Annotated in this window: 17 protein-coding genes; 12 read left to right on the top strand and 5 right to left on the bottom strand. The window is 49.7% G+C overall.

Features of this window, described 5'->3' with window-relative positions:
- The first annotated feature begins 116 nt into the window (after positions 1-116).
- The 4 genes from AAX04_RS06010 (at position 117) to AAX04_RS05995 (ending at position 4,122) form a co-directional block, all read left to right on the top strand.
- Complete coding sequence (locus AAX04_RS06010; RefSeq protein ID WP_084761223.1) at positions 117-632, top strand: trimeric intracellular cation channel family protein; 516 nt, start codon at positions 117-119, stop codon at positions 630-632.
- A gap of 50 nt (positions 633-682) precedes the next feature.
- A complete protein-coding gene (locus tag AAX04_RS06005) occupies positions 683-1,336 on the top strand; it encodes a 50S ribosomal protein L1 (protein ID WP_066795563.1) in 654 nt (217 codons plus the stop codon).
- A 38-nt stretch (positions 1,337-1,374) separates the two neighbouring features.
- Positions 1,375-1,839, top strand: coding sequence for a YbhB/YbcL family Raf kinase inhibitor-like protein (locus AAX04_RS06000; protein ID WP_066795561.1), 465 nt, complete (start codon positions 1,375-1,377; stop codon positions 1,837-1,839).
- Between the two features lie 354 nt (positions 1,840-2,193).
- A complete protein-coding gene (locus AAX04_RS05995) occupies positions 2,194-4,122 on the top strand; it encodes a glycoside hydrolase family 127 protein (RefSeq protein WP_066795560.1) in 1,929 nt (642 codons plus the stop codon).
- A 6-nt stretch (positions 4,123-4,128) separates the two neighbouring features.
- Here AAX04_RS05995 and AAX04_RS05990 read toward each other — a convergent pair whose 3' ends face one another.
- The gene (locus tag AAX04_RS05990; RefSeq protein WP_066795558.1) at positions 4,129-4,431 is read right to left on the bottom strand and encodes an AbrB/MazE/SpoVT family DNA-binding domain-containing protein; all 303 of its coding nucleotides are present in this window, start codon (positions 4,429-4,431) and stop codon (positions 4,129-4,131) included.
- A gap of 116 nt (positions 4,432-4,547) precedes the next feature.
- Between AAX04_RS05990 and alaS the strand changes: the two genes are divergently transcribed.
- Complete coding sequence (gene alaS / locus AAX04_RS05985; RefSeq protein ID WP_066795555.1) at positions 4,548-7,241, top strand: alanine--tRNA ligase; 2,694 nt, start codon at positions 4,548-4,550, stop codon at positions 7,239-7,241.
- Positions 7,242-7,244: 3 nt separating this feature from the next.
- Here alaS and AAX04_RS05980 read toward each other — a convergent pair whose 3' ends face one another.
- On the bottom strand, positions 7,245-8,399 hold the full coding sequence (locus tag AAX04_RS05980) for an exo-beta-N-acetylmuramidase NamZ domain-containing protein (RefSeq protein ID WP_066795553.1): 1,155 nt from the start codon (positions 8,397-8,399) through the stop codon (positions 7,245-7,247).
- 56 nt (positions 8,400-8,455) lie between these two features.
- Positions 8,456-9,202: an SIS domain-containing protein gene (locus AAX04_RS05975; protein ID WP_066795551.1), complete on the bottom strand. Its 747-nt coding sequence runs from the start codon at positions 9,200-9,202 to the stop codon at positions 8,456-8,458.
- 139 nt (positions 9,203-9,341) lie between these two features.
- Here AAX04_RS05975 and AAX04_RS05970 point away from each other — a divergent pair, with 139 nt between their 5' ends.
- Both AAX04_RS05970 and AAX04_RS05965 read left to right on the top strand, forming a co-directional pair.
- Positions 9,342-10,448: a hypothetical protein gene (locus tag AAX04_RS05970; protein ID WP_066795549.1), complete on the top strand. Its 1,107-nt coding sequence runs from the start codon at positions 9,342-9,344 to the stop codon at positions 10,446-10,448.
- Positions 10,445-11,026, top strand: a complete 582-nt coding sequence (locus tag AAX04_RS05965; protein WP_066795546.1) for a DUF99 family protein — start codon at positions 10,445-10,447, stop codon at positions 11,024-11,026. The genes AAX04_RS05970 and AAX04_RS05965 overlap by 4 nt, the downstream gene beginning before the upstream one ends.
- Here AAX04_RS05965 and AAX04_RS05960 read toward each other — a convergent pair.
- Positions 11,023-12,435 (bottom strand): phosphoglucomutase/phosphomannomutase family protein, encoded by a 1,413-nt coding sequence (locus tag AAX04_RS05960; protein WP_238377817.1) that lies wholly within the window; start codon positions 12,433-12,435, stop codon positions 11,023-11,025. The two genes, AAX04_RS05965 and AAX04_RS05960, sit on opposite strands and share 4 nt — an antisense overlap.
- Positions 12,436-12,487: 52 nt before the next feature.
- Positions 12,488-13,060, bottom strand: coding sequence for a 50S ribosomal protein L15e (locus tag AAX04_RS05955; RefSeq protein WP_066795544.1), 573 nt, complete (start codon positions 13,058-13,060; stop codon positions 12,488-12,490).
- A gap of 93 nt (positions 13,061-13,153) precedes the next feature.
- On the opposite strand from AAX04_RS05955, the gene AAX04_RS05950 reads away from it, so the two are divergent.
- From AAX04_RS05950 to nth, 5 genes are all read left to right on the top strand, one after another.
- Positions 13,154-16,057: a heparinase II/III-family protein gene (locus AAX04_RS05950; protein ID WP_066795541.1), complete on the top strand. Its 2,904-nt coding sequence runs from the start codon at positions 13,154-13,156 to the stop codon at positions 16,055-16,057.
- 89 nt (positions 16,058-16,146) lie between these two features.
- Positions 16,147-17,112, top strand: coding sequence for an ABC transporter ATP-binding protein (locus AAX04_RS05945; RefSeq protein WP_066795524.1), 966 nt, complete (start codon positions 16,147-16,149; stop codon positions 17,110-17,112).
- Positions 17,102-17,938, top strand: a complete 837-nt coding sequence (locus tag AAX04_RS05940; protein ID WP_066795521.1) for an ABC transporter ATP-binding protein — start codon at positions 17,102-17,104, stop codon at positions 17,936-17,938. The genes AAX04_RS05945 and AAX04_RS05940 overlap by 11 nt, the downstream gene beginning before the upstream one ends.
- 56 nt (positions 17,939-17,994) lie before the next feature.
- The gene (locus AAX04_RS05935; RefSeq protein ID WP_066795517.1) at positions 17,995-18,198 is read left to right on the top strand and encodes a 50S ribosomal protein L38e; all 204 of its coding nucleotides are present in this window, start codon (positions 17,995-17,997) and stop codon (positions 18,196-18,198) included.
- 59 nt (positions 18,199-18,257) lie between these two features.
- Positions 18,258-18,941: an endonuclease III gene (nth, locus tag AAX04_RS05930; RefSeq protein WP_066795514.1), complete on the top strand. Its 684-nt coding sequence runs from the start codon at positions 18,258-18,260 to the stop codon at positions 18,939-18,941.
- The last annotated feature ends 12 nt before the right edge of the window (positions 18,942-18,953 follow it).

Genomic DNA, 18,953 nt, shown 5'->3' with positions numbered 1-18,953 from the left:
TTATGCGTCAGGTTTACTACCCCAGCTTTACTAGGGTTTTTAGTAACCCCCAAAGAGGGGGTAACAATCGAGACCCCCCAGAGTGAAACCCCGCCCTCCAAGGCGGGGAGGGGGTCATGGCGCTGGGTGGTGGCATAATATCCAATGTACTCCTCGGTATCTACCCACCGGTAAACTTAACTTACCTACCCTACCCATTAACCGCCATAGCCGCAGGTGTAGCGACCTTTGTGTTCTACAGGTTCTTCAATAATGTAGGTAAGCCATTGATATACGCGGATGCCGTGGGATTGGGTGCGTTCTCGGCATCAGGTGCCTCACTGGCTTATTCAGTGTCGCATAACCCACTACTCGTAACACTGGTGGGGGCAATAACCGCCGTTGGTGGTGGTGTGGTTAGGGATCTGCTGGCTAATGAAATTCCAATGGTACTTACTAGGGAATTCTACGCTACAGCGGCAATAATAGGCTCCTTAACCTACTTCATGCTTAGGTTAATTGGTCTCGGTGATTCGACGTCAGCGCTAGTGTCAATGATTGCCACAATAGCGTTAAGGTTCATTGCAGTGAGGTTTAGGTGGGAGTTGCCGAGGAGGATTATTAGCGAATCCGCAGGTTACATGGAACGGTGAATGCTGAATGGCAGTAAAACATTATAAATCCACCGGGCCTAGGTTGGTTAATGAGCAGCAGTTACGTTAAGATTATTGAGGGGGCCCTTGGGGAGGTTAGGAAGCTTGCCAAGAGGCGGAGGTTTAACCAGACAGTGGAGTTGATAATAAAGTTGAGGGATGTTGATGTTAAGAAGCCTGAGAACAGGATTAACCTAACAGTCCCGTTACCGAACCCAATGAGTAAGAGGGCTAAGGTTTGTGTTATTGCCAGCGGTGCCACGATAACCGCAGCCAGGGAGGCTGGAGCCGACCTAGTCATAACTAAGGATGACCTCGGTAAGTTCAGTGATAAGAAGAGTGTTAGGAAGCTTGCCCAGCAATTCGACTTCTTCCTGGCTTCACCGGATCTAATGGTGCAGATAGGTAGGACAATGGGCCCAATACTTGGGCCTAGGGGTAAAATGCCCGATGTGGTGCCACCCAATGCAGACGTGAAGGCTTTTATAGATAGGTATAGGAGGAGTGTTAGGGTTAGGGTTAGGGACCAACCCCAGATAATGGTTAAGGTTGGGACCGAGGACATGGAGCCCAGTAAAATAGCTGAAAACGCCGTAGCCGTGCTTGAGGAGGTGGCTAGGAAGTACGGGTGGGATAAGCTTAAGGAGGTTGAGTTGAAGTTAACCATGAGCCCGCCCATCAAGGTTAACATAACGGCTCAATGAGGTTAATTAATAAAAACACCTACACAGGGTAATTCACCATGAGGGTTGAGAGCCCAGCCTTCAGGAGCGAGGACACGATACCAGTTAAATACACGTGCGATGGTGATGACGTTTCACCACCTTTAAGGTGGCTTGAGGTGCCGGCTGGTGTTAAGAGTTTCGTCCTCATAATGGAGGATCCTGATGCACCAGGCGGAACCTTCACGCACTGGGTCCTATACAACATACCACCTAACCTAAGCCAACTACCCGAGAATGTGCCTAAGAGACCGGAGGTACCTGGGGTTGGACTTCAGGGTGTTAACGACTTCGGCAGGGTTGGCTACGGTGGCCCATGCCCACCCAGAACCCACCCACCCCATAGGTACTACTTTAGGCTCTACGCCCTGGATGCAACCCTTAACCTAAGGCCTAGTGCAGGGTTAAGTGAAGTTAGGAGGGCAATGGAGGGCCACATCCTGGCTGAGGCATATGTAATGGGTAGGTACGGCAGAAGGCGTTGAGGTTACCACTTCCTCAATTACAATTATATCAGAGTTCATTCATAATGAAAACTTATTAATAGCGGTGGTAGGTGCACTTGGTGATGAATCAGAGTTACGATGAGTTGGTGATGTGTCGGCGTTTCAACTGACAAAATGAACTACAAGCCCTGTTCCTTCTAGGGGCAGGGTTGCCTCACTACGTGGGGTTCATAGCAATGGGGGTTAAACCCAACACTAGGCAGGGTATTTAGTAACCCCCAAAGAGGGGTAACAACCAAGACCCCCACAATGAAAACCCCGCCCAACAAAGGCAGGGAGAAGGTCATTAAAGCTATACAATACTTATAAGGGAATTCATGCGGTGTATAATCAATGGGGGCTTTCATAGTTGACACTTCTAATAGCCCATACGCTAGGTTAAGACCCGTTTCAATAAGTAACGTTAAGGTTAATGACGACTTCTGGTTGCCTAGGTTAAACACTCTTGCGAGGGTAACTCTACCCAGGATGTATAACCTCCTTGAGGAGACTGGGAGGGTTGATAATTTTAGGAGGGTTTCAGGTGATTTTAAGGGTGGGTTTAGGGGTTTACTATTCAATGACTCCGATGTCTATAAGTGGATTGAGGCAACTGCATGGCTACTCACCTACATGCATAGTGACGAATTGGCTAAGATGCTTAATGACGTCGTTGACGCTGTCTCAAAGGCCCAATTACCCGACGGCTACATAAACACGTACTTCCACGATAGACTCAGTAATAGGTACAGGTACCTTAGGCAATCCCATGAATTATACTGCGCCGGCCACCTAATTCAAGCGGCAATTGCCTGCAGGAGGGGTGGGGCTTGTCAAAGGCTTTATGACACTGCGGTTAAGTTGGCTAACCACATAGTTGACAACTTCAATGATCACGGCATAGTAGCCGTTGATGGACACCCAGAGGTTGAAATGGCACTTATTGAATTATATAGGGAGAGCGGGGATGTGAGGTACCTTAACGAGGCTGTGTTTCAAGTTAGCACCAGGGGTAGGGGTACCTTAAGGGGGTTTGGGATGCCTAATGCCTGGGATTTCGATGATGAATACTTCATTGACCATAAGCCCATTAAGGAGTTGAATGAAGTACCCATAGCCCATGCCGTCAGGTTCCTCTACCTAATGTCGGGTACAACCGACGTGTTCATGGAGACTGGGGATAAGGGCCTGTGGGATGCATTGAATAGGCTTTGGGTTGACTTAACCGAAACCAGGATGTACATCACGGGTGGCGTCGGCTCTAGACATGAGGGTGAATCCATAGGTGAGAGGTATGAATTACCCAATGATAGGGCCTACTCGGAGACCTGTGCCGCAGTGGCCAATATAATGTGGAACTACAGGATGCTCCTAGCCACAGGTGAGGCCAAGTACGCTGACGTAATGGAACTGGCCCTTTACAATGCAGCCCTAGCTGGCGTATCACTGAATGGGAGGGAGTTCTTCTACGTTAATCCACTGGCCAGTAGGGGTTACCATAGGAGGATGCCTTGGTTTGAGGTTGCATGCTGCCCACCCAACATAGCTAGGTTGCTGGCTTCACTCCCAGGTTACATATACTCACTGTCAAGTGATGGGCTGTGGGTTCACCTATACGTTTCATCGAGTGTTAGAGCTAGGCTAGGTAATAACGTGGTTGAGCTTATTGTGAAAACAAGCTATCCCTGGGATGGTGAAGTTAACATGGTGGTTAACCCAAGTCACAGTGACGAATTCACACTGTACCTAAGGATACCGGGTTGGAGCCGTGGAGCCAAGCTAATGATTAACGGTGGGGATTATGAGCATGAATTAACCCCATCAACGTACGTTGGAGTAAGGAGAAGCTGGAGTTACGGGGATGAGGTAACCTTAAGGATGCCTATGAATGTTGATCTAATGTCATCGCATCAACACGTGCTGGCTAACACGTCTAGGGTTGCCATAAGGAGAGGGCCATTAATCTACTGCATTGAACAGACGGATAACCCAGGTGTTGACGTCTACAACATAGCCTTGAAAACTACCTGCAGGCTTGAGGCTAGATTCAACAGGGTGCTGCTTGGTGGTGTCGTTATTATTGAGGGGGATGCCTACGAGTTAGGCACCCAGGGTAGGCTGTATGAGCCGATTAATGACGTTAAGCTGGCGATTAGGCCCATTAAGTTTAAGGCAATACCGTACTATGCGTGGGCCAATAGGGAACCAGGCCCTATGACCGTGTGGGTGCCGCTCATGGACTATTACGATAAGGTTGTTAAAAACCAGTTAAGCCTTCGGTAGTGTGGTTCATGAGAGAGGGGTAATTGACAGGATCTCTATGTAGTCCCCAGGCTTAATGCCATATTTCTCCCTAACCTCCTTCGGTATTGTGAATTGCCTCGAATCTGTGTGCCTAGTCCTAAGCAGCCTAACACCCCTAATTGTCTCCATCGCATCATTGTACCTGAAGGTTACGTTAACGTACCTCAAGTTCGTAATCTCCAAAGCCCTAACCAGGCTGGCAGGTATGAGGACCTGGAAGTTCGAGTATACCTTAACCCTATACGGCAGTGATGTAACTAGGAAACCCACAGCCCCCCTCCTACGCATATGGTGTCAGCCCACTCTAGTATTAAAACACTAACTCTCAACATCACGTTAAGTAACGTTGGTTACTGGGCTAGTAACTGCAAAAGAGTAATTAAGCCCAGTTAAGGCTAAGTGGAGTGCCCGTGTTCAATGAGAGTCTACTTAGGACAAGGCTGTTCGTAAGTAGGGGGTTTAGGAGGGGTAAGTGCCCATACTGCGGCCACCACTACTGGACGCTTAACCCAAGCCAGGACAACTGCGGTGACCAACCCTGCACCCCATACGGCTTCATAGGTAACCCGCCAGGCACCTTTAGGCCAGAGTCCATTAGGGACGTTAGGGAGAGATTCCTAGGCTTCTTCGAGAGGAGGGGGCACACTAGGATTAACAGGTACCCTGTGGTGGCCAGGTGGAGGAACGACGTCTACCTGGTGGGCGCCTCAATATACGACTTCCAACCCTGGGTAACCGAGGGAGTCGTCCCACCACCAGCTAACCCACTTACAATATCGCAACCAAGCATTAGGCTAACGGACGTGGATAAGGTGGGTAGGAGCGGTAGGCACCTGACTGGTTTTGAAATGATGGCTCACCACGCCTTCAACTTCCCAGGTAAGGAGGTTTACTGGGTTGATGAGACGGTTGAGTACGCCCACGAGTTCTTCACGAGGGAGCTTGGGTTTAGGGATGATGAGGTGACTTATAAGGAGAACATTTGGGAGGGTGGCGGCAATGCTGGTGAGTCCTTTGAGGTATTGGTTAGGGGGCTTGAGGTGGCCACGCTGGTCTTCATGCACTACAGGGTGGTTGGCGGTGAGTATAGGGAGATGCCGATTAGAATCGTGGATACGGGCTATGGCCTTGAGAGGATTTACTGGGTCCTAACGGGTAAGCCAACCATATACGAGGCTGTCTTTGGAGAGTTCCTAAGTAGGGCTAGGGGATTGCTGGGTCTGCCTAGGCCTGATGAGAAACTCATGGCGTCCCTAGCCATACACATGGGTCAACTTGACCCGGAGGTAATAGCACTAGACAAGGCCTATGTTGAGGTGGCTAGGAGGATTGGGGTTGAGCCCACGGAGTTAATCAACGTGGTTAAGCCCCAGGAGACGCTCTACGTACTGGCTGATCACTCAAGGACGGTCTCCTGGATGATAAACGACGGCGTGATACCATCAAACTCAGGCGTTGGTTACTTGGCTAGGCTGCTAATCAGGAGGATGCTTAAGTACCTTTACTCAATAGGGGCTGAGGTACCGTTGGCAGAGATCTTCAACCTGCATTTAAATTATCTAGTTAATGATTACCCTGAGCTGAAGGATAGTAGGCAGCTTATAATTGAGTTGGTTGGTTTAGAGGAGGGTAAGTATAAGTCCGCCATAAACCAGCTGCCCAAGTTAATGAGTAGGATAAGGGGTAAGGTGACCCTTGAGGACTTGATAAACCTATACGACTCACACGGCATACCACCCGAGGTTGTTAGGGATGAGGCGGCTAAGAGGGGTGTTAAAGTTGATGTACCCGACAACTTCTACGAGATCCTAGCCAGTAGGCACCAGAGACCGAGTAGGGGTGAGGAGGGTGGGAAGGTTGACGTTACCGCCGATGATGTGATAGACCTTAAGCCTACTAGGGAATTGTTCTACGAGAACCCATACATGTTCACCGGTAAGGCTAAGGTGCTTAAGGTTATTAAGGGTAGGTACGTAGTGCTTGATGAAACCATATTCTACCCCGAGGGTGGTGGTCAACCAGCCGATAGGGGTGTGTTGAGGTTCAATGGGCTTGAGGCTAAGGTTGTTGATGTGCAGAGGGCTGGACCAGTGATACTGCACGTTGTCGAGGGGCCAGTGCCTAATGCCGGCGACACGGTGGAGATGGTTATTGACTCCGAGAGGAGGCTTGGCCTAATGAGGATGCACACCGGAACCCACATACTGCTTCAAAGCATTAGAAGGGTCCTAGGTAAGCATGTCTGGCAGGCGGGCGCCCAGAAGGACATACCGTTCAGTAGGATTGACGTAACCCACTATAGGCTACCAACGCCTGAGGAGGTTAGGAGAATTGAGGAGTTGGCCAATGAGGTGGTTCTGGGGGATATCCCGGTTAAGGCGGAGTTCATGCCTAGGAATGAGGCTGAGGCCAAGTATGGCTTCATAATTTACCAGGGTGGTGTGGTGCCTGGGGGCACGGTGAGGATTGTTAGGATTGGTGAGGGCGAGGACATGTATGATGTTGAGGCTTGCGGTGGAACCCACCTGGACAGCACCAGTAAGGTTGGTTTAATAAAGATAGTTAAGGTCGAGAAGATACAGGAGGGGGTGGTTAGATTCATCTTCACCACAGGCAGGTATGCGCTGAATTACGTTAGGGGCCTTGAGGATGCATTGGAGTTCATATCAGGTAAGCTGGGTGTAGGTAGGGATGAGGCCGTTAAGGCGGTGGATAGGCTACTTAAGGAGCTTAACGAGGCTAATGAGAGGAGTAGGCTACTTGCCCGTAAGGCCATTGATGCCGACTTAGCCAAATTGGCTAAGTCAACCTTAACAATAAATGGGGTTAGGGTTGCCGTTTACGCTGAGGATTACTGGGTTAAGGATTACCTACAGGAGTTAGCCACCAGGTACCAAGGTGACGTATTAATCCTAACCCATGGGAGGGAGTACCAAGTCTACACAAATGGCAAGGTTAAGGCGGTGGATGTTGCTAAGGCGCTTAGCGAAATTGGGGGCAGGGGTGGGGGTAGTGTTACGTTTGCTCAGGGGGTCTTCACTAAACCCATTAGCCATGAGGACATTATCAACGCTGTTAAGCACCTACTGACTCAATAGAGCTTAATTACCATAGATCATGTATCTCCTAACTTTCCTTAGGTAATCCTCAATACCCTCATCAACAATCCTCATAACTTCATCAATATCACCGCCCATTAACAAACCTCTAACGTTCCCTCTACCAACCAGGTAGTCGAAGTGATATGAACCGTTACGCTCAATGAAGCTGAATCTACCTGGGTGTATACGGTTAATAATGTTGATTAAGGCTAGGGCCGCCTTCACGGGCCTTAAGTCAACCCTACTCTTAATCACGAACTCCACACCCCTGCAATCTTCACCACTATACTTAACCCCATTTCCCACTGGCCTATAGACCACTGGCCTTAACTCCAAACCATTAAGCCCCAGCGTCGACGCCTCATCAATGAGCCTAACATTATCAAGCCATGGAGCCCCAATGACCCTGAAGGGCTTATCAGTCCCCCTACCCTCATTAACATTAGTACCTTCGAATAGGCCAATACCGGGGTACATTATCGCGCTCTCTAAGCTCACCATAGCTGGTGATGGCCTAGGCCACGGTAACCCAGTCTCATCAAACCACATACCCCTAACCCAACCCCTAAGCCCAACCACCGTTAAATCAGCCTTAAGGTTAGCCTCATCGTTGAATAGGTTAGCTAACTCACCAGCCGTTAAGCCATACCTAATTGGGATGCTCCAGATTCCTATAAATGACCTTAACCCAGGGTCCAGTATAGGGCCCTCTACTATTAGGCCAGTTAACGGGTTTGGGTTATCAAGCACCATAACCTTAACGCCCGCCTTACCTGAGGATTCAAGCGTATAGAACAGTGTTGATATGTAGGTGTAGAACCTAACACCAACATCCTGAATGCTATATATTACCGCGTCAAGCCCCTTAATAACATCAACCGGTGGTTTGTACCTAGGACCGTATAGGCTATAGACCGGGATGCCGCCATATGCTCCGTTGGGGTAGTGCTCGCCGGCTGGCCTATCACCCATTAACCCATGCTCAGGGGTGAAGATAACCCTCACATCAACCCCACTCTTAACCAGTAGATCCACCAGGTGCCCCTTACCTGGGTATTGGGCGCTATGGTTAGTGACGATACCAATCCTCCTACCCCTCAAGTCGTTAACGTAACCTTCATCAAAGAGCACTTGAACTCCGTTTTTAATAACCATTGGCAGTGGATTTAACGGTACCTTTTAAGCATTGGTTTGGTTAAGTTCTAGTATGGTTAGAGGTACCTTATGACCTGCCTATACTTAGCCAACAGGGCTTCATTGCGTTCCCTACCGCCTGGTACGTTGACGCTGACCCAAACCTCGGGTTCAATGCCTCTGCCCCTTAATTCATCGATGATGGCCAACTCAAGGCTATGCAGTATGAAGGCGTTGACTACCGTTGAAACTGCTGCAACCTTAACCCCACCTATCGTTAATGCGGCCTCACCTGGAGGCACCTTATTATCAATTGTTACATCAGCTAACTCAAACAGTCTCTTACCTAGTGGGTTATCCGGCTGGAGACTTTTAGAGTACTCCACAGAGGTTAAGGCAATTACCTTTAACCCCCTCCTCTTAGCCTCATATGCCATCTCCACTGGTGCAGCGTTCTTACCTGAATTGGAGATTATTATCATGGTTGAGTTTGGTATTATCCTCTGGGAGTTCAATAGCGTTGAGGCATATCCAGGTAGCCTCTCAAGGCTACTTGAAAGGGCCATGCCGCTTAGGCCGAGTAGGTTCGGGTCAATTATGGGGTATATTGGTGCTAACCCACCTGACCTGTAGAAGACCTCAATGACCATGAGCATTGAGTGTCCTGTACCGAAGACGTAGATTAAGCCACCCTTGCTCAGCGAGTCCGCGCATAACCTAGCCGCTGACTTTATGTTACTCCACTGATCCTTCAACACACCGTCTATTATACCCGTTACCACTGATTTATACTCATTCACGTAATCCAGCCCACCCTGGCTCATATGGATGCGGTTGGGGTTAGACAATTAAGCATTAACCCTTACAGCATTTAATTAACAACATGAACCCATTGAATGCGTCGGCTTAGAACGCAGGAATGCTTTAAATATGGCTGCTTGCTTTAGTTAACGTAAGCAATGTATGGTTAGGGTTTTGGTAGCTGGGCATAGTGGGTTGGATAAGCATAGGTGGATTAACTCAATCAGCAGTTACGCTAACGGTAAGGTTGGTAGGGTCATGGCCCTTGACTTCGACTCCATGCTTTCCAACTCCATGCCCTACTTCCTCGATAGCTACCTTGAGAAGCAGAGGAACAAGTGGTATGAGACCGTTAACCAACTGCTCAATAGGATTGATAGGGAGCAGCCTGAGCACGTGATAGTGAGCATGCACCTAACGTACTTTAGGCATAACACGTACTGGAGCCTAATAGACGCCAATGCGCTTAAGGAGTTTAAGTTCGACATGGTGATAACCCTCATTGATGATGCCTACTCGGTTTGGCACAGGATCAGTAGTAGGGAGTCCAGGGAGAGACATGGGGTTTACATTAGGCTTAGGGACGTCTTCGTCTGGAGGACCGTGGAGATAATGATGGCTGACATGCTAGCCACAGTGCTGGGTATAAGGAACTACGTAATCGCCATTAAGCATCCCATGGAGACCTTCTTCAAGCTCATGTTCACCAAGCTACCTAAAGCATACCTATCACACCCAATAAGTCACGTTAGGGATAACGGGAGGGCCATTGGTGAGATTAATGAATTCGCCAGGAGACTTAGGGGAATTGTTGTATTGTTTGAACCAACAACAATCGATGAGTTGATTATTGAGAGGAATTGGACCAACGGTAGAAGAACCACTATAGATAGGGGTGATAGGTGGCCCGTGGATAACGATGACAGCGAATACCCCATTGAGCTCAGGGAGGATGAGGTCATGGAGGTGACTGCCAGGAACCCCGTGACCAGGAGGAGCTTAATCCAAGACCAAATAATGAGGAGGGACTTCAGGTACATTGAGCAGTCCGACATGGTGATTGCCTATAGGCCCAGGTATGGTGGTACGTTGAGTAGGGGTGTCTTCTCAGAGGTCACCATAGCCGTTAACATGGGTAAGCCGGTCTACGTCTACTGGCCACCTGAGGATGGGGACATAGCTGAGAACCCCTTCGAATACGTTCACGAGTACTTCAGTGATGCCGAGGAGTTGCTGGGCTTTCTCAGGAGTCAGGTGTCCACTCAATGAGACATGGCTCACTCATCAGTAAGAGAGCCATTAGGGTGCTTGGCGTAGCGGAGAGCTTCAAGTTAACCCACCCCAAATCCATACTCACCGGTGTTGTCATGAGGAGCGACTTCATAATCGACGGTGTGGTTAACTCATACGCAACCGTAGGTGGTCTTGATGTAACCGATTCGATAATAGGCATGTTTAAGGGGTTGAATAGGCCAGACGTACACGCCGTCATGATAGACGGCTGCATAATATCCTTCTACAACATAGTTGATATAGATAGATTGCACAGTGAGTTGAAGGTGCCCGTAATGTGCCTAGCCTTCAGTAGGAGTAGGGGTAATCCCAGGGCGGCTATTGTTAAACTCTTTAAGGATTACGAGGAGAGGTTGAGTATACTTGATAGGATAGGTGAACCAGTCATGGTTAACACTAAGTATGGCCCTGTTTGGGTTAGGTACAGGGGGTTGAGCTATGGGGAGGTTAAGGTCCTCATATCCAAGTTCCAGAGGGATGGCAGAAGACCTGAACCATTAAGGGTTAGCCAGTTAATATCAGCGTCCATGTTTAGAAGCATGTATGGTGATTAACCAGCAATAGCCCTGTTGATGATGGATACCACGGGCTCTATCAGATCGTTGACTCTACCGTCACTTAAAGCCTCCGAGTAAATCCTAATCACGGGCTCTGTCCCGCTACCCCTAACCAATACCCATGACTTATCCCTGTAAACCGCCTTAAGCCCATCAATTTCAATGAACCTGTCCAACTCACCCATGTTGACCATGGCTCTCTTTAACTCTTGGCTAAGCCTATTAACCAGGGCCTTGGCGTCGTTGGCCTTAATGTCAACCCTCCTGAACCTCCTCTCACCAAACCTGCTTGTTAATTCACCGTATATCTTTGAAATGCCCTCTGAAGCCTCTATGCAGGCCCCCATTACGCCACTATATACGCCGTCCTTCTCCGGTATGTGCCAGGAGTAGGCTAGGCCGCCGCTCTCCTCACCGCCTATATCAGCCTCACCCCTGTTCATTGCATCAACAATGTACTTTATTCCAACCGGTGTCTCAACGACCTTAATGCCGAGGCTAGCCGCCACGTCATCTATCAGGTGCGTCGTCGCCACAGTCCTCGCCACACCCCTCTTAACCATACCCAACCCCCACAGCACCCTCAGGAAGACTGGTATTATCCTGTTGGCGTCCAAGTGACCTAGACCCTTAACAACCATGGCCACCCTATCACCATCGCCATCATTCGCTATGGCCATGTCAAACCTGCCGTTAACAACGGCATCAACATCATCCTTAATGTACTCGTACTCAGGGTTAGGTGCCTTACCACCGAAGTTTGGGTCCTGGTCACTGTTAACCTCAGTGACCTCGAAGCCAAGTCTCCTAAGCGCCTCCGCCGTATAACCCACAGCGGCACCGTGCAGTGGATCCACAAGGACCCTAAGTCTCCTTGGCTTAAACCTGGCCGAGAACCATGAGGTGATGCTGTCGATGTACTCATCCCTAATGTTTATTGAAGGGGCCCGGGCGTATTCAATATCCCTAACCGACCTTAAAATGTCATCGTACTCACTGTTAATCACCCCCTCAATACCGTTAGTGTCCTCTGGCCTGGCGGGCGCGCCATCACCCCCAATTACCTTAACCCCATTATACCTGGGTGGGTTGTGGCTTGCCGTCACTTGGAATGCCAGGTTAAACCTATGCTTAAGCACTGCCCACGATATTACTGGTGTTGGCGTTGGCCCAGAGACAACGTTCACGTCGGCCCCATGCTCCCTGGCTATTGAGGCTATTATGGTTGCGAAGTCCTTAGACATGAACCTGGTATCGTAACCCACGAGGACCTTGGATACGCCGTACCTCCTGTACCAGTACCTTAAAGTGGCTTCAGCTATTATGGCTACGGTTAAATCGGTTATTGTTTCCCCAATAATCCCCCTAACGCCATCAGTCCCAAACCTGAGGCCCAGCTTGCTCACAAGGACCTGCCTGAGCTGATAGGTAGCATTTTATAAATATTGTTCAGATGCGTTAGTTAGACTTTCCACTACCCTGTCCCTGCATCCTCTGCCTTAACCTCTCAATTAGCCTCCTCTGTCTCTGCCTTAGCCTCCTAACCCTCCTCTGCCTCCTCTCCCTCTCATCCTCCCTCCCCACAATGCCACTGTAGTCTGGGTCACTCCTGATGGCTGGGTGGTTTGGGTCTATCATGACCACCTCGAACCACTTGTATATGGCATCCTCGCCAACCCAGTATGAACCAAGGACCTCAAGGTTCCTAAACCTCCTGGCCGCCCTCTGCTCGGCGACTACCTGGAGGTTGGTGGATAATGCAATGCCGTAAACGCCCATCCTCTTAGGCTTCCTACCTGTGTTTGGCCTACGCCTATTGAACGGCCCCCTCCTAACCCTAACCCTAACCACCACGACCCCCTGCTTAGCCTTATAACCATACTTCCTAGCCTTATCCAGCCTGGTGGGCTTCTCAACCCTAACCACGGAGGGTTCCCTACGCCACTTAAGCAACCTAGCCTTAATAACACGCCTAAGCGGCTCCTCGTAGGGCTTCTTCCACAGGTCGGTGATGTAGCTCAATGTACCCATCACCCCCACTTGGCACAACCCCCTATTAAAATATTCCGCCAGTTAAGGTGTCTGCGGGTTTACTTTAATATAGCTACACCTAACCCACAACCTGTGATAAGCCTTGAGAACGATTCAATCAGGCTGGTGATACACGAACCCAGCGGCACCATAGTGGAGCTACTTGATAAGAGGACCAACACCCAGCACCTACTGGCTAGGAGACCGGAGCTAGAGTTGATGGAGCCCGGCATGGGTATACTTGAAGTTGAACCGTTGATAAAGGCCAGTAGGAGAATCATAAGCGTGAGTGGCTCATCGGTGGTGCTGGGCGTGGAGTCAGGCGGCATAACGCTGGTTAAGGAGGTTGCGCTCAATGGGCCTAGGGTTACCATTAGGGTTAAGGCTAATGGGGTTAATAGGATTAGGGAGCTTATCCACACCGCCTGCGGTGAGGGTGGGTATTGGGGGGAGGCCCTTGGGGCCATGTACAACTGCAGGTACTTCGTGAAGTTTGGCTTCCCTGAACCACCAAACAGCTTCTCGGCCGTTGGCCTGAGACCACCGGTCTCCGGCTTCAGGTTCAGTAAGCACACGTATAGTGACAGGTACTTCCCTGAACTGGGATGGGTAGCCTTCGTCAATGAGGGTAGGAAGGTTGGCCTACTGGTTAGGTGCCTAACAGGCTGCTATGGCGTAGTTGAGGACCAGTTCTTCAACGTTGAACTCAATCTGGTTGCGAATGGAAGTGGAGCTGTGGAGCTAGGCTATGAGTTAATACCATTCAACGGCTTGGGCAGGGTTGACTACGCCGATGATGAACTTATTATTGGTATCGAGTCGCCAAGCATTATTAAGCCGGGTGACTCCATTAACGGGGCCCTGGCCATATACCCAGTGTCGAGGGTTGGGGAGGTTAAGGTTGAGGGACACGTGAGGCTTGTTAAGTCTATGCCGGTGCTGGGCAGGAGGGGTTATGATGTGGATAGGGTGAGGATCGGTGAGTCCAAGCTTAACTTAACGATGGAAATGAATACCATTAATGTAAAGCCTGGTCAAGCATTGGCTGTCGGTTTCAAGACCGAGGCCCTAGGCTGGTCCATGGAGGACACACTCTACTCCGTGCCCTACCTGGAGTTCAGCATTAATGGTAAGTTGGCCTCTAGGGCGTTCTCAATAAACCCAGACTACGCCGCTGCCGTTGAGGCCTTGGGTAGGGTTAACCCAAGCCTAGTTAGCCGCCTTGATACGTGGGTTGATGAGGTTGAGGGCTTTTACGACGATAAGTCAGCCTCAATGGGGGTTTATGAACTGGCTGCCGAGGACTTCTCAAGTAGGATTAGGCTGGTTAAGAGGAGGCAACTACCTGAAGAGGCCATTAAGGTGCTTAAGGAGTACTTAGCCGGTGGCGTTAAGGTTTACCCAGCCATATTCCTAAACCTAAGCGAATTCACCAGGGGTGGCTATGTAACCACCGCCCTAGCAGACCTAATCCTAAAACTGGCCATTAGCCACGTCTATCTGGGCTCACCCATAGGTGATGCATTGAAGGGCCTTGAAGCCATTGCGTCAGCCTTTGAGAGGGGGGAGTTGATACACTGGTTCAATGGCATACACGGTGGGGCTGGTTCAGGTGGTATGCTTCAACTTACCTTGGCCTACGACCTACTTGAGGATGAGTTGCCTAGTGACTTGAAGCTGAGGCTCATGTTGATGTTTAGGTGGGCTCAGGGCGAGTTAATTAAGCTAACTAACGCCTGGGCTGGCAACTGGGAGTTGACAGAAGCCTTAGCCCTACTGGCCATATCAAGCAAATTCAACTTCAGGAATTCTAAACTTGGCCTAATCAAGGCTGAGGCTGTCTTTAGGAATGCGCTAGGTTACTTCCTAAATGATGGTGGGTGGCTTGAGGAGTCCGCCGGCTACCACAACGCCGTGCTTAACCTGGTGACGTGGGGAGCCGAGTTGCTTAGGCTCAACGGTGTCGACATATACTCAGTGGCGAGGGGTGGTGAACCAGTTATTAAGAGGGCGGTGTACTGGTTGTGGAACCTGCTTGACCCACGCTACAGGATGCCTGCACTGGAGGACAGTGGGGATGATTTACCTAACCCAGACCCATTCATAATAAGTGGCGTTAGGTACGGTGACCCAGTGCTGGTTAAGGTTGGATTAAAGTTGTTGGAGCTTGGGGCAAGGCCAACATCACCGTTGAGTACCATAGCACTGGCCGATGGGTTAAACATCCTGGGGAACCCCATTGAGCCTAGGCATAGCGAAGTGACTGTACTTGATGACTCAGGGAGGTTCATAGTTAGAAGTGGGGATAGCCCCAAGGCAACCTACTTCATCCTCGACTACGGTCCACACGGTGCTTGGCACGGGCACCCCGATAAGTTAAGCTTTGAACTCCACTCAAACGGTGAACCTCTCATTGTTGATGCAGGTTCTGGAGGTTACTACTCCGAGCTCCACTGGACGTGGCATAGGAGGAGCATAGCCCACAACACGGTAACACTCCGTGACGAGGACCAGGTTGAGACCAGGGGTAGGTTAATAAGGTACTGGGTTGAGGGCGGCAATGTCTACGCCTCCTTCGAGGCAGACACGTACCCAGGCGTTAGGCATAGGAGGGGGGTTGCAGGTTTAGGTAAGTTCATCTACGTGATACTGGATGAGGTGAATGGTGTAGGTAGGTTCAGGTGGAACATACACTGCATGGGTAACGTGGTAAGCATGGGGAGAAACCACGCAGTTCTTTCAACTAGCAGTACTGAGTACACTGTCGTATTTCCCAGGACACCTGAGGTGACCTATGGGTGGAGGGGGCATCACATTAAAACCACCTACATGTATTATGAGGAGGACTCCAACGGGGTGTTGAGGATGTGGGGTATGGTTGCGCCCTTTAGGGCTGACGTTAAGGTAAGTGGTGATATCGTTAACATTACCGGTGGTGATGTTTATGGTAATTACAGCATTAACTTATCTAAGTTATATAGCCTATTAATACATTAAGTTAATTTACCTAAAGCTACAGTCATAAACCTTCTACTATATTGAGTAAAGCTTTTAATAGAGCCTTAACGTGCTGTGGAGCCGTAGGTATGCCACTACTTAGCGTGAGGAACCTTAACGTGGAGTATAGGTTGCCAGACCTTAAGATTGCGGTTAAGGCCCTTAAGGGGGTTAGCATGGATATTAATAAGGGTGAGATAGTTAGCATTGTTGGCGAGAGTGGTTCAGGTAAATCAACCCTAGCCTTAGCAATAATGCGTATGCTTAAACCCCCGGCGGTGATTAAGGGTGGTAACGTATATTACAATGGAGTTGACTTACTCTCACTCAGTGAACATGAATTCAACTTGAAGTATAAGTGGGTTAAGGTCTCCATGGTCCCCCAGGCCAGTCAGAACATATTCAACCCAACAATGAGGGTTAAGGACCACTTCCTCGACACTGCCAGGGCACATGGAATCAGTGATGAGGCTGATGTCTTGAAGAGGGCTAGTGAGGTACTGGAGTTCACTAAGCTTGACCCGGCTAGGGTGTTTAACCTGTATCCACATCAATTGTCCGGTGGCATGAAGCAGAGGGTTGCCATAGCCCTCTCACTACTCCTAAACCCGGAGTTGGTGATTATGGATGAGCCAACTGCCGCATTAGACGTGGTGACGCAAATGGAGATACTTAAACTGGTTAAGATGATTAATGAGGAGTTGGGCACGACAATAATCTTCATAACCCACGACATATCCATAGTACCCATGGTAGCCTCCAGGGTAATCGTCCTGTACAATGGGGAGGTTATGGAGATTGGGGCCACGGAGGATGTCATAATTGACCCCAAGCACCCCTACACAAAGGCACTGGTACAGTCAACACCTTCACTTTCCTCAAGCCCCGAGGAGGTTAGGCCAATACCCGGCGAACCACCGAACCCACTTGAGGATATTCAAGGATGCCCCTTCTGGCCCAGGTGCCAGTACGCCATGGATGTGTGTAAGGTTGAAAAGCCAAGGGAGTATAACATTAATGGTAGGGTGGTGAGGTGTCACCTATATGAGAAGTGATGAGTACCTAATTGAGCTTAGGGACGTGTGCGTCTATTTCACGGAGAGGGTTGGCCTATTCGGTAAGAGGGTTACCAAGGCCCTTGACCACGTTAACCTGGGCATAAGGGACAACGACGTGATTGCAGTCGTGGGCGAGAGTGGTGCAGGCAAGACAACCATGGGCAGGGTGATCCTTGGCCTTCAGAGGCCCACCAGTGGGTTGGCTCTATTCAAGGGTAAGGACATATACTCACTGAGGGGTAGGGAGTTTGAGGAGTTTAGGAGGAGCGTTCAGTGGGTTCCCCAGGACCCATACTCATCACTAGACCCATCGTTAACAGTCGGGGAGCAGTTAATGGCCCCCATAAGGAGGTGGAACCCCAAGGTTAACGCTGAGACCAGGGCTGAGGAGTTGCTTAGGCTAGTTGGCCTTGTACCGCCATCCTTCTACATGAACAAATACCCGCATCAATTGTCTGGGGGGCAGAGGCAGAGGGTTGCCATAGCTAGATCCCTTGCATCAAACCCAAGGCTCATAGTTGCCGATGAGCCTGTGACCATGATAGACTCCTCGCTGAGGATAGGCTTCATAAACACCTTCATAGAGTTGATGCATAGGTCAAGCCTAAGCCTAGTCTTCATAACCCACGACCTAGCCCTAGCCAGGATACTGCTACTGAAGTCAGGTAGGGGTAGGGTTGTTATACTGAGGAATGGTAGGATAGTTGAGGAGGGTGACATAAATGAAATAATAAGCAACCCAAAAGATGAATACACCAAGGTTCTCATAAACGCTGCACCGGACTTAAAGAGGTGGTTGAAGAACCGTGAGGAGGGTGTGTAATGGTTAACCTCAGGCTTTAGAGGAAAGTATTAAAGGGGTACTGGTGAGTCGAAGATATGCCAAGGGAAGTCTTCCTAATAGACCTGTGGAGGAGGTATGCCGACAACGCTGAGGAGATTAGGGTTAAGAAGGTTAGTAATGTGGTTAAGCTGAAGGCTAGGGCCAAGTCAAGCCTAGTAACCATTAAGCTACCTGAGGACGTAGCCACTAAGCTGATTGAGGAGTATAGGAGTAAGGGTAAGAGGATTGTTGAATTTTAAGGCACCGGCCAGGTGAACAAATCCATATACTTTAAATTAACGGTGACCCAAGTCCAGCCATGGTAAGTTTAACAAGGGATGATGCCCTTAAGGCCATATCCCTAGTTAAGATTGATGAGGGGGAGTTCCTGGGTAGGTGGGTCTTCACCAGGGGTGTATCAATATTCGAGGGCCTAGTGGCCGTTATGCTAACCCAGAACACTAGTGATAAGGTTGCCACTAGGGTTTACAGGGATCTTAAGGCTAGGTTGGGGTCAATAACACCTTCATCTATACTGAGCCTCAGTAGGCTGGAGTTGGAGGGTTTACTTAGGCCAATAGGGTCCTTTAGGCAAAGGGCGGATAGGTTAATTAAGCTAGCCACCGTAGTGAACACGAAGTACGGTGGGTCACTGGAGTTCATTAGGAACATGGATACTGATGAGGCTAGGAGGACACTAATGAGCCTACCTGGGGTTGGGCCTAAGACCGCTGACGTGGTGCTGCTGAACATAGGTAGGCCAACCTTCCCAGTGGACACCCACATAATGAGGATTAGCCATAGGCTCGGCGTGGTGGGTGGATATGAGGATGTCAGCCTATTTTGGAGGAGCATACTGAGCCCCGGGGATTACCTAAGGGTACACCTGGGCTTAATAGAGTTCGGTAGGAGGATTTGCAGAAGTAGGAGACCACATTGCGGTGAGTGCCCAATTAGGGATAAGTGCATGTACTATAGGTCTGGGGGTACCATACCCAGATGACGCAACCTATTT

This window comes from Caldivirga sp. MU80 (assembly GCF_001663375.1).
Lineage (GTDB): Archaea > Thermoproteota > Thermoprotei > Thermoproteales > Thermocladiaceae > Caldivirga.
The sequence above is the reverse complement of the archived record's forward strand: the minus strand, read 5'-3'. Positions and strand labels throughout refer to the sequence as shown.

What these genes read in the sequence shown, in the direction of transcription:
- AAX04_RS06010 (WP_084761223.1), top strand. Translation starts at nt 117, where the DNA reads ATGGCGCTGGGTGGTGGCATAATATCCAATGTACTCCTCGGTATCTAC.
- AAX04_RS06005 (WP_066795563.1), top strand. Translation starts at nt 683, where the DNA reads ATGAGCAGCAGTTACGTTAAGATTATTGAGGGGGCCCTTGGGGAGGTT.
- AAX04_RS06000 (WP_066795561.1), top strand. Translation starts at nt 1,375, where the DNA reads ATGAGGGTTGAGAGCCCAGCCTTCAGGAGCGAGGACACGATACCAGTT.
- AAX04_RS05995 (WP_066795560.1), top strand. Translation starts at nt 2,194, where the DNA reads ATGGGGGCTTTCATAGTTGACACTTCTAATAGCCCATACGCTAGGTTA.
- AAX04_RS05990 (WP_066795558.1), bottom strand. Translation starts at nt 4,431, where the DNA reads ATGCGTAGGAGGGGGGCTGTGGGTTTCCTAGTTACATCACTGCCGTAT.
- AAX04_RS05980 (WP_066795553.1), bottom strand. Translation starts at nt 8,399, where the DNA reads ATGGTTATTAAAAACGGAGTTCAAGTGCTCTTTGATGAAGGTTACGTT.
- AAX04_RS05975 (WP_066795551.1), bottom strand. Translation starts at nt 9,202, where the DNA reads ATGAGCCAGGGTGGGCTGGATTACGTGAATGAGTATAAATCAGTGGTA.
- AAX04_RS05970 (WP_066795549.1), top strand. Translation starts at nt 9,342, where the DNA reads ATGGTTAGGGTTTTGGTAGCTGGGCATAGTGGGTTGGATAAGCATAGG.
- AAX04_RS05965 (WP_066795546.1), top strand. Translation starts at nt 10,445, where the DNA reads ATGAGACATGGCTCACTCATCAGTAAGAGAGCCATTAGGGTGCTTGGC.
- AAX04_RS05955 (WP_066795544.1), bottom strand. Translation starts at nt 13,060, where the DNA reads ATGGGTACATTGAGCTACATCACCGACCTGTGGAAGAAGCCCTACGAG.
- AAX04_RS05945 (WP_066795524.1), top strand. Translation starts at nt 16,147, where the DNA reads ATGCCACTACTTAGCGTGAGGAACCTTAACGTGGAGTATAGGTTGCCA.
- AAX04_RS05940 (WP_066795521.1), top strand. Translation starts at nt 17,102, where the DNA reads ATGAGAAGTGATGAGTACCTAATTGAGCTTAGGGACGTGTGCGTCTAT.
- AAX04_RS05935 (WP_066795517.1), top strand. Translation starts at nt 17,995, where the DNA reads ATGCCAAGGGAAGTCTTCCTAATAGACCTGTGGAGGAGGTATGCCGAC.
- nth (WP_066795514.1), top strand. Translation starts at nt 18,258, where the DNA reads ATGGTAAGTTTAACAAGGGATGATGCCCTTAAGGCCATATCCCTAGTT.